Source organism: Mycobacterium sp. SMC-2, assembly GCF_025263485.1.
GTDB lineage: Bacteria > Actinomycetota > Actinomycetes > Mycobacteriales > Mycobacteriaceae > Mycobacterium.
Genome location: NZ_CP079863.1, coordinates 3,846,528 through 3,856,743 on the forward strand (window position 1 = coordinate 3,846,528; position 10,216 = coordinate 3,856,743).

Genomic DNA, 10,216 nt, shown 5'->3' on the forward strand with positions numbered 1-10,216 from the left:
AAAGGAGTCCGGCATGGACCAGCAGGAAAAGAAGCGCAAGAGGGCGCTCATCGTCTTCCAGCTATTCATCTACGGCTACTTACTGGTGATGTTCGGCATCCAGCTGTACATGTCGTTCGCCCGAGGGTGGTGGGATCTGTGAATCCTGTTGCCGCGCAGACAGCAAGCCCGTCCGGCTTCGAGGATCACCACGACGAATCGCGCCAAGCGCAGCGCCGGGCCGATAAATGGATGATCGTCGGCGCCGCCCTGATGGGCATGTGGGCTCCGGGCCTCATCGGGTTTCCCATCTTCATGCGTGGAGTGTGGCTGCAGCGCCAGGCGCTGCGGGCCGGCTTGTCGGTCCGGCCCATGATCGTGACCCTGATCGGTTACCTGGTCCTGATCGACGGAATGCTCAACAGTCTCGGCTGGGCACTGGACCTGGTCGCCAACCACACCTTGATCAACCGGGTGCTGATGGTTGGGTGGGGCAACATGTTTGATGCCGGCTACTTCTGGCACTACAACGAGCTCTGGATCGGCGGTGCAGCGGGACCGGGCGAAAAGGCTTATGTGGCGGGGCTGATCCTCACGGTGTTCTCCATGCGGGTGGCCGCGGCGATCGGATTCCTGCAGATGAAGCGGTGGGGCCATCAGTGGATGGTCGTCACCTGCTGGATGGGCGTGGTGATCTGGTCGGCCTACGTGTTCAACATGACCATGTTCGCCGACGTCCGCTACGCCGGTGTGGTGTTCCCGGTCATCGGCTGGTGGCTCTACGACATCTTCTACATCACCCCCTTCCTCGCCATCCCCTATCTGCACACCGTTAACCGCGAAATCTTCTCCGACTGAACAGTTTTAAGGAGCAACGCCATGACCGCACCAACACCCACCGAAGAGCAAGAACCCGCCGCTGATCTCGAGCCGGGGACCACGCCGTATTACGCGCGAATGCACAAGTGGATCAAACGGGCGGTGTTGGTATGCCTCGTCGCCCTGGTCATCGAAGGTGCATTCACTTTGCCGTTCATGGCGGTCTACTACGGCTACCCGACGCTGAGCCTCACGCAGATCTGCAGCGAGTTGCTCAAGATTCGCTACTCCAACGACACCCTGGAGTGCAAGTATCCGTACCCGCCCTTCGGGCCGCCGGAGGGCGCCGAGGGCAAGGCCACCGCGCAGGACGTGTGGGGCATCCAGCCGATACCGAAATACCACAGGCTCGGGTTCCGCGAATTGGTGAGGATTCACAACGAACGGCTCGCCCGCCAGGCGGCCCAACAGCACGCGGCGCCGCACCCGTGACCTATCGGGTCGTTCAGTGGACGACAGGTAACGTCGGCAAGAGTTCGGTGCGTGCGATAGCCACGAACCCCACACTGGAGCTCGTCGGGTGTTACGCCTGGTCGCCAGAGAAGGTCGGCCGCGATGCCGGCGAGCTGTGCGGGATCGAACCGCTCGATGTGAAGGCCACCAACGACATTGACGCGCTGCTCGCGCTCAAGCCGGACTGCGTGGTCTACAACCCGATGTTCGCCGACGTCGATGAGCTCGTCAGCATCCTCGAAGCGGGTATCAACGTGGTGGGTACGGCAGGGTTCGTCACCGGCCACTTCCTCGGCGCGGGACGCGATCGCATCGCCGAGGCCTGTAAGCATGGCGGGTCGACCATTTTCGGCAGCGGCATCAACCCCGGTTTCATCCAACTGTTCGCCATCGTGTCGGCCGGCCTCTCGGACCGAGTGGACAAGGTGTCCATGCTGGAATCCGCTGACACCACCATCTACAACTCCCCCGCGACCGAAATACCGATGGGCTTCGGCTATCCCATCGACCAGGCGGACCTGCCGGCCATCACCGAGAAGGGGTCCGGCGTCTTCCGGGACGCTGTGTTGCTGATCGCCGACGCTCTCGGTGTGGAGCTCGACGAAGTGCGTTGCGAGGTCGAGTATGCCCAGACCACCGAGGATCTTCAGCTCCCCGGCGACTGGACGATCGCAAGAGGATGTGTCGCCGGCGTAGACGTCCGCTGGAAAGGCATTTTCGGCGGTCGCGAAATCATCGAGATCCGCGGCCGGTGGCGCAAGGGTCAAACGCTGGATCCGGATTGGCCGCTGGACATGGGCTACACCATTGAGGTGCAAGGCCAACCGACAATCAAGACGACGTTGAGCTTCCTTCCGCCGCCAGACTTTCAGGGCGAGACATTGGATGACTACATCATGTTGGGTCTCACCATCACCGCCATGCCGGCGATCAACGCGATACCTGCCGTAGTCGCCGCTCCGCCCGGCATCGCCACCTACAACGGCCTGCCGCTGCTCCTTCCGCGGGGAGTGCTGGCAGGTAGCTGAGAGGACGTGCGTGTAATGACCGCAACAACCGGTGCGCCCAGTGTCTTTGAGGCGGGACTTCCGGCGCTCGAATACGACATCACCGAGTCACCGCACGAGGTCTGCGCTCGCATCCGGGCAGCGCAGCTACGTGGACCAATCGCACTCGGCCCATTCGGACCCGAGATCCTCTCCTACGAGCTCGCGCGCACCGTCCTCCGCGACACCCGATTCATCATTCCCCCGGGTCTTCACCTGAGCGCGCAAGGCGTGACCTCGGGCCCGCTTTGGGACAGAGTTGTCGGAAGCATAATCTGCGCGGAAGGCTCCGAACATCATCGGCTGCGAAGCTTGGTGTCGCGGGCATTCACCCCACGGGCAACCGCGCGTCTGCACGACACTATCGGCGAAGTCGTTAACGAACTGGTCGATGGCGTCGTCGACGCCGGTCGCTGTGACGTTGTGACTGACATTGCCCGTCACTACCCGATCCCAATCATCTGTGCATTGCTCGGTGCGCCACGTGGGAGCTGGGCACAGTTTTCACGATGGGCGGAAGCCATCTTCAAGATGGCCAACTTCTCGGTCAATCTCGCCGACGAAAAGCCCGCGATCCTTCGCGGTTGGGCCGAGCTCGACGCCTATGTCGATGAAATGGTCGCCGAGCGACGACACCACCTGACCGACGACCTACTCTCCGATCTCATCCGCGCCGAGGATGACGGTGACCGCCTCAATGCCGACGAACTCCGCATGACGGTGGCCGGATTGTTGCTTGCCGGAACGGATACCACGCGCAATCAGCTGGCCGCGTCCTTGCAGGTGCTGCTCGATCACCCGGAGCAGTGGGCGATGCTGCGCGAGCACCCCGAACTCGCCATGCCGGCGGTCGAAGAGAGCATGCGCCACTCGCCCGCCGTGTGCAACACCGTCCGCACCGTGAACGAAGATGTCGAGTTGGACGGATACACGTTCCCGAGTGGGACCTATATTTTTGTGAATTCGTTTGCAGCCAACCGCGATCCGAATATCTACCAGGAACCTGACCGCTTCGACATCACCCGCAACGAAGCGCCGGCGGTACTGACATTCGGCGGCGGTGTGCACTATTGCCTCGGCGCAAACCTGGCCCGGCTGGAGCTGGCCGAAGGCCTCAAGATCCTGGTGCAGCGGCTGCCGGAAGCCCGACGTGTCGGACCGGCACCGTGGAAGCCGATGCTCGGCATGAGCGGGCCGACAAGTCTTCCCATAGATTTCGGCCGCCCATGACGCGCGTCCGGCTTCCCGAGCACTCTCCCGATCCCGCCCGGAGGTCACGAATGAATGATTCACCGTCGCGGCTGCATCACGTCGTCTTCGCGGTGGCAAGGGATCGACATGACGCCGTGGGACAGCTATTCACCGAACTGGGCTTCAGCTTCGATGAGATCAATTTGGACGAACTCGGGATCCGGGTGCTCCTGGATTGGAATCGGGGCATCGAGCTGATCAGTCCCAACCCGGGGTCCACCGCCGAGGTGGCCACGTCGGTGACCGAATTCCTGGCCAGTCATGGTGATGGTGGCGTTTTCACGGTGGTGGTGCAGGTTCCCGGAGCGTCGGAGGCAGAGGATATCGCCAAGCGCTACGGCTCGACCACGCGCTTCCGGCAAGGCTTCGAGGGTGAGGGCAACTATCTCGAGGAAATCGACTTGTCAGTGCTCGGCCTGCCCCTGACATTCCTGTCGACCAACCTGCCGTAGGAAGCCACGAAAAGGACTGCCATGAGCGAGCTTCGATTCGACGGCCGGGTTGCCATCGTCACCGGGGCCGGTGGCCAGGACCCCAGTTTGGGCCGGTCCCATGCGACTCTGCTCGCCGAGCGCGGAGCCAAAGTGGTGGTCAATGACCTTGGCGTGGGCCCCGACGGGCGGGGAACCATGCGGGCGAATGCGGAGGAGGTCGTCGAAGAGATCCTCGCCGCCGGCGGCGAGGCGGTTCCCGATCAACACAGCGTTGCCGAGGAAGACGGCGCCCGCCGTGTAGTCACGACGGCGCTGGACACGTGGGGACGCCTCGACATCGTGGTGAACAACGCCGGGGTCTGCTTCATGGCGCATTTCGACGAGATCTCCAGTGCCGATATCCGCACGATCATCGACGTGCACCTGATGGGAACCGTGTGGATGTGCCGGGCGGCATGGCCGCACATGCGTGAGGCGGGGTATGGACGGATTGTGAACACGACGTCAGGCGCGATGTTCGGGATCGAGAACCTTTCCATCTACGGTGCGGCCAAGAGCGGCATCTTCGGATTGACCCGCGGGCTGGCCGTCGAAGGCGCGCCGTTCGGTATCAAGGTCAACGCGCTGGGACCGGCCGCCAACACCACCGCTATCCGGCACTTCAACGAGACGTCGCCGTTCACCTCATTGATGGAGGCGCATTTCCCCACCGGCCTGGTGTCACCCGCCGTCGGTTATTTGGCTCATGAGGCCTGCGAGATCTCGGGAGCCAACCTCGAAGCGGGCGCCGGCAACGTCGGCCTGCGCGTTTTCGGCCAGACTGCGGGATACACCGACACCGGGCTCACCGTCGAGAAAGTGCGAGACCACCTCTCGACGGTCATCGACAAGCGCACGGCGACGATGATCCCCGACCCCGGCGAGCTACCTGCCGGGCCCACCGGTGCGGCCCAGATAGGCGTCGTTCTGAAGCCCTACCAACCGATTTGAGCAATCGAGACCGCGACAGGGAGACATCATGAGCGTCGGTACCGCAAAGCCCAGTGTCTTTGACGCCGATCTACCGGTGCTGAACTACGACGTCACGGCGACACCCCAGGAAATCTATCCTCAATTTCGGGCCGCCCAGCAGGTGGCACCGGTCGCGCTGGGACCCGTCGGGCCGGAAGTGCTCTCCTACGAACTTGCTCGAACCGTGCTGGGCGACCCACGGTTCGGCATCCCGCCGGGCATCCACCTCACTGCGCACGGGGTGACATCCGGTGAGCTGTGGGACCGCGTCGTCCGCAGCATCCTCTGCATGGAGGGCGCCGAACACCGGCGGTTGCGCAGCCTGGTTTCGAGGGCCTTCACCCCACGAGCGACCGCGCGCATGGACGAGACGATCCATGCCGTCATCAATGAACTCGTCGATGCCGTTGTCGCGGAAGAGCGTTGTGAGTTCGTCGAGGAGATCGCGCGGCCCTACCCGATCCCCGTTATCTGTGCCCTCCTGGGTGCACCCCGGCAAGACTGGCTGCTGTTCTCGAAGTGGGCAGAGGACATATTCAAGATAGTCAGCTTCGACTGCAATCTGGCCGAGGAAGAGCCCAAGGTCCTGAAGGCCTGGGACGCTTTTGACGAATACATCGACGGGATGATCGCCGACCGGCGCAATGCACTCACAGACGACCTGCTCTCCGAACTCATCCGCGCGGAAGACCGAGGAGATCGGCTCGATGCCGGAGAAGTCCGGATGCTGGCGTTCAGCATCCTGGTGGCCGGAACCGACACCACACGTACGCAATTGGCCGCCTCGATGCAAGTCTTATCCGAGCATCCGGACCAGTGGGCGCTGCTTCGTGACAGCCCTGAGCTCGGAATGAAAGCCGTCGAGGAGACCATGCGTCATTCTCCGTCGATGTGCAGCACCGTCCGCAGCGTCACTGACGACGTCACGATCGACGACTACACGTTCCCAGCGGGCACCTTCATCATCGTGAACACCTTTGCCGCCAACAGGGATCCCTCCGTTTACGACGACCCCACGCGATTCGACATCACTCGCAACGATCCGCCGCCCATCCTCACCTTCGGCGGGGGCGCTCACTACTGCCTCGGCGCTAACCTCGCCAGGCGGGAGCTCTCCGAAGCGCTCAAGATACTCGCCTACCGGCTTCCGCATCCGAGGTGCACCGAACCCCCGCCGTGGAGACCGCTTCTCGGCATGAGTGGACCCACCAGCCTTGCACTCGAGTTTGACAGATCAAACGCAGCGGTGTAGCCGCCAACCGAAAGAGATAACTCCTATGACCAAGTCTCCTGATTCCCAGGTCATTCCGGTGCTCGACATGATCGATTTGCCGATGTCCCTCGACCGGGGCGCCGGTTGGGCTACCTTGCGAGAAGCCGGTCCGGTGGTATTGAGCGACGGTTGGTACGCTTTGACTCGTCGATCTGATGTACTTGCCGCGCTGCGTAATCCGCGTGTTTTCTCTTCCAAGAAGGCATTCGAGATCGTCGGCAGCCCACTGCCGCTGGTACCCGCGGCCTTTGATCCTCCCGAACACACCCGGTTCCGCAAGATTCTGCAACCGTTCTTCAGCCCACATGCGCTTGCAGCGATACTGCCCTCGATACAGGACCAAGCGATCGACATCATCGACTCGATTGCCGGACGCGACAAGTGTGAGGTGATGGCCGACCTGGCAACTCCCTACCCGTCGCAGGTCTTCCTGACGCTGTTCGGCCTGCCGCTACAGGATCAGTAGAGGCTAATCGGGTGGAAGGACGCCATCATCGAACTGAGCATCCCGAACGCCGCCGGTGAAGCCCCGGATCTGACGCGGGCGCTGGAGCTGTTCGCCTACCTCACCGAGGCCGTCGCCGCTCATCGGCAGAATCCGGGCGACGATGTCCTGTCCCAGGTACTGGTCGGCGAGGACGCGATGACCGACGATGAAGCCCTCGGCGTGGCCTTCTTCTTCGTGCTGGCGGGCCTGGACACCGTCACCTCAGCCATCGGGGCGGCGATGCTCGAGTTGGCTCGCCGTCCCGACCTGCGTCAAAGGCTTTGCCAAAAACCCTCTGAAATAGACGTTTTCGTCGAGGAGATTGTCCGGCTTGAGTCGTCGGCGCCCGTCGTTCCCCGGGTGACCACAGAGGAGGTCACCATTGCCGGCATCACATTGCCGGCCGGCTCGCGGGTCCGACTGTGCTTAGGGGCGATCAACCGGGATGGCAGCGACGCGATCTCCGGTGATGACGTAGTGCTGGATGGCAAGGTGCACAAGCATTGGGGCTTCGGTGGCGGTCCGCACCGTTGCGTCGGCTCTCATCTGGCCCGGATGGAAATGAATGTAATCGTGACCCAATGGCTGAGCCGCATTCCCCATTTCGAGCTTGAGAACGGATATCGTCCCGAAATCACCTGGCCATCCCCCACCTCCATGTTGCCCAGGCTGCCGCTGAGGATTCTCGCGACGGAGGCGCCGTGACCGTCCACATCGAAACACCGCGTCATATCGGCCCGTGGCGCAACCGATTTCAGTCGGCGTGATCGTTCGCCGGAAGCGGCGGATGATCCGCAGACGTCAACTCCAACACGCAGATCTCGCCCGTCGTGCCGTCGACTTCGACCAGGGCGCCGGGCGGCAACGACTTGGTAGCTCCCTGCACGTCCACCACACAGGGGAAGCCGAATTCGCGGGCCACCACAGCCGCGTGGGACATCGGGCCGCCCAATTCGGTCACCACTGCCGCGGCGTAGCAGAACGCGGCCGTATATCCGACGTCGGTGACCTCCGCGACAAGGACTTCGCCCGGTTGGAGGTCATCGATCGTCTCGGGCCGCACGATCCGCACGCGGCCTCGCACCTTCCCCCCGCACACTCCGACACCGCGCAGAGTCTCCCCGCTGCCGAGAACCGCCGACGTCGTTGTGGTTGGTTGCCAGCTCCCGCTGAACACCGTCGGCGGAACCACGGCGACCAGCCGGCGTTGTTCGGCACGCCGCCGGGCCACCAGCCCCCCGACATCCGCCGGGAGTGCATCAAGCTCGTCAACGAGCAGATAGAACACATCATCGGCAGTAGCGAAGATTCCGGCCTCGACCAACCTGCGCCCGTACTCACGCATCAAGTTGCGTAGCACCCAGTTGGCCCGCACCACTTTGTCGCGACGGACTTCGCGGTCGCGGAGCTGGCGTGCTGCCAGCTGCGCAACGGGCTTGGCGTGCAGGGGAATCCGAGGGGGCGATGGTTGAGGCGCGGGGGGGACGCTCATCGCTCTGGTCACCATCCGGACGAGCAACTCGGGATCATCGGCGTAGCTGATCGATAGCATCTCGAGCTCGGCCGGGCCCCGATGCCCGATCAGCGCCAGCTCGGCGAGTACGGCGGCGTGAAACTCCGGCGCCTCGACGGCCAGCTTGCCCAGCCGCTCCCCCGGTTCGGCCAGCAGCGCCGTCACTTTCGGGTCGCGCTGTGCGGCAACCACCAACCGCTGCATCGCCTCGACCGAGCGCGCGCTGACCAATTCCGGTCCCGCCGGTGCGGCGGTGTCTCGCCCACACAATCCGCGCAGCAGGACGTTGAACGCCGCGCACAGCATGAACGACGCCGATGCCAGTACCCAGCCATGCACCACGTCGTCGCGCGCCAAGGTGATCAGGCTGAGCAGCCGACGATCGTCCAGCCGGGTGACGTCGTCGGCCAAGCGTTCCAGGTGATCGACATCGGCGACGAACTCGTGGGTGTCCCTGGACGAGCCGGCGGACAGGCCGATGAGGTTGACGCCGAATACCCCGATGTTGCGAACGGTCCGCAGTTGCTTTCGGATCCAGCTGGTTTCGGAGCGTGCACGCTCCTCACCGAAGATGGGCAACGACGCCATGCTGGGACCGAAGAATCCGCTGTTGCTGACGATCGTCGCGGGCTTGGCAAACGGTACGGTTTCGGCCATGAAATGCGCCGAGGTGATGGCACCGTAGAGCCGGTGGGCGAAGACCGCGACGGTTCGCATGGCGATTTCACGCTGGATGATGCCGCCGGGCCGCAGTCGCTCGGCGATGGCCACGCCGCCAGCGCGCAGCCCGCGCACGGTCACCGATGCCGACGCCGGCGAGAACGGGCCAGGCAGCGCCTCGGACAAATTGGTGGCCAGGAAAGTCGGAAAGCGCGGGTCGATCGGGGTATCGAATTCCCCGTTATCCCCGGCCGGGCCAGCCCAATTGGGCTTCACCCCGTCCTCGGAGGGCGCGTCAACGGAGGGAAGGTCTCCGATGCTGGCCATCCGCCACGGTAGCGACACCACCCGCTTGCCCACGGTGACCCGGCCGCGCACCGCGAGCGCGAAATCCTCGACGCATTCACCGGAGTTCCACGCCGGCCGGAACCCCCACTGCTCACGCAACCGCGCGGTATCCATGAACGCGGCGCCGTGCACCAGTTGCAGTTCGGCCAGTTCGAAGCCCGAGCGCACGACGGGACGGCCAAGCGCGGCGGCGACCCGCCGGAAGGTCAGCTCGCCCGGTGCGGCGAGATTAACGGGGCCGCTGCCTATTTCGGTGTCCACGATCGCCCGGTTGAATAGCCGAAGGGCATCGTCGAGGTGGACCACCTGCATGAGACGGTCGGCCGACCCGTCGGGGAATCCCGGCAGCGCCAACAGCCGGCGCACCCAGTTATCGACACTCCGGCCGAGGATCAGCGCGGAGCGGATCGCGACCCATTCCAGGCCCGATTCCTCAAGCATCCGCTCGACCCGGGCCTTGTCTTGGCCGTCGGCGCTGACCGGCGTTCTCGCGTCGTGCTCGGTCTTCGGCGCGTCTCCGCCGCCGTAGACGTGTGCCGACGACGCGAAAACGATCCTCCTGGCTCCGGTCTCGGCCATCGCCGCCAGGACGTTGCGGGTGCCTTCGATGTTGACCTGGTGGCTGATCTGGGCCTCGGGGCCGGGACTGTTCGCCCAAGCACAGTGCGCGACAACGTCGGTGCCGGTCAAGGCGCGGTTGACCGCATCGGCGTCCCGGATGTCGGCCTCGACGAATTCGGCGGCACTCGGCCAGCTTTCGGGCCGGTGCCTGGCGATCCCGATGACGCCGTGGCCTTCGCTGAGCAGGCGAGCGGTAAGGCCCCGGCCGACGACGCCGCCGGCCCCGGTGACGGCGATTCTCACTGACTGGCCTTGCTCAAG

The 10,216-nt window shown here is 64.0% G+C and carries 9 protein-coding genes and 1 pseudogene; 9 read left to right on the forward strand and 1 reads right to left on the reverse strand.

The genetic code is table 11. From position 1 onward, the window contains the following. Positions 1-13 precede the first annotated feature (13 nt). The 9 genes and pseudogenes from KXD96_RS18005 to KXD96_RS18045 all read left to right on the forward strand — a co-directional run bounded on the left by KXD96_RS18005 (position 14) and on the right by KXD96_RS18045 (position 7,518). Positions 14-142 carry a hypothetical protein gene (locus tag KXD96_RS18005; protein WP_260738352.1) on the forward strand — a complete coding sequence of 43 codons (129 nt, stop codon included), beginning with the start codon at positions 14-16 and terminating at the stop codon, positions 140-142. Beyond that, positions 139-837: a hypothetical protein gene (locus KXD96_RS18010; RefSeq protein WP_396876917.1), complete on the forward strand. Its 699-nt coding sequence runs from the start codon at positions 139-141 to the stop codon at positions 835-837. The genes KXD96_RS18005 and KXD96_RS18010 overlap by 4 nt, the downstream gene beginning before the upstream one ends. A gap of 21 nt (positions 838-858) precedes the next feature. Further along, a complete protein-coding gene (locus tag KXD96_RS18015) occupies positions 859-1,290 on the forward strand; it encodes a hypothetical protein (protein WP_260738354.1) in 432 nt (143 codons plus the stop codon). Then, complete coding sequence (locus KXD96_RS18020) at positions 1,287-2,339, forward strand: dihydrodipicolinate reductase (protein ID WP_260738356.1); 1,053 nt, start codon at positions 1,287-1,289, stop codon at positions 2,337-2,339. Before KXD96_RS18015 ends, KXD96_RS18020 begins: the two co-directional genes overlap by 4 nt. A 15-nt stretch (positions 2,340-2,354) precedes the next feature. Further along, entirely contained in the window at positions 2,355-3,587 is a 1,233-nt protein-coding gene (locus KXD96_RS18025) for a cytochrome P450 (protein WP_260738358.1), read from the forward strand. Between the two features lie 50 nt (positions 3,588-3,637). Then, a complete protein-coding gene (locus tag KXD96_RS18030; protein ID WP_260738361.1) occupies positions 3,638-4,060 on the forward strand; it encodes a hypothetical protein in 423 nt (140 codons plus the stop codon). A 21-nt stretch (positions 4,061-4,081) separates the two neighbouring features. After that, on the forward strand, positions 4,082-5,032 hold the full coding sequence (locus tag KXD96_RS18035; protein WP_260738362.1) for an SDR family NAD(P)-dependent oxidoreductase: 951 nt from the start codon (positions 4,082-4,084) through the stop codon (positions 5,030-5,032). A 28-nt stretch (positions 5,033-5,060) separates the two neighbouring features. Continuing rightward, positions 5,061-6,305 carry a cytochrome P450 gene (locus tag KXD96_RS18040; RefSeq protein WP_260738368.1) on the forward strand — a complete coding sequence of 415 codons (1,245 nt, stop codon included), beginning with the start codon at positions 5,061-5,063 and terminating at the stop codon, positions 6,303-6,305. 25 nt (positions 6,306-6,330) lie between these two features. Beyond that, positions 6,331-7,518, forward strand: a pseudogene (locus KXD96_RS18045) (cytochrome P450). A 49-nt stretch (positions 7,519-7,567) separates the two neighbouring features. On the opposite strand, the gene KXD96_RS18050 reads toward KXD96_RS18045, so the two are convergent. Further along, complete coding sequence (locus tag KXD96_RS18050; protein WP_260738371.1) at positions 7,568-10,198, reverse strand: sugar epimerase family protein; 2,631 nt, start codon at positions 10,196-10,198, stop codon at positions 7,568-7,570. Between the last annotated feature and the right edge of the window lie 18 nt (positions 10,199-10,216).

What these genes read in the sequence shown, in the direction of transcription:
- KXD96_RS18015 (WP_260738354.1), top strand. Translation starts at nt 859, where the DNA reads ATGACCGCACCAACACCCACCGAAGAGCAAGAACCCGCCGCTGATCTC.
- KXD96_RS18005 (WP_260738352.1), top strand. Translation starts at nt 14, where the DNA reads ATGGACCAGCAGGAAAAGAAGCGCAAGAGGGCGCTCATCGTCTTCCAG.
- KXD96_RS18025 (WP_260738358.1), top strand. Translation starts at nt 2,355, where the DNA reads ATGACCGCAACAACCGGTGCGCCCAGTGTCTTTGAGGCGGGACTTCCG.
- KXD96_RS18035 (WP_260738362.1), top strand. Translation starts at nt 4,082, where the DNA reads ATGAGCGAGCTTCGATTCGACGGCCGGGTTGCCATCGTCACCGGGGCC.
- KXD96_RS18030 (WP_260738361.1), top strand. Translation starts at nt 3,638, where the DNA reads ATGAATGATTCACCGTCGCGGCTGCATCACGTCGTCTTCGCGGTGGCA.
- KXD96_RS18040 (WP_260738368.1), top strand. Translation starts at nt 5,061, where the DNA reads ATGAGCGTCGGTACCGCAAAGCCCAGTGTCTTTGACGCCGATCTACCG.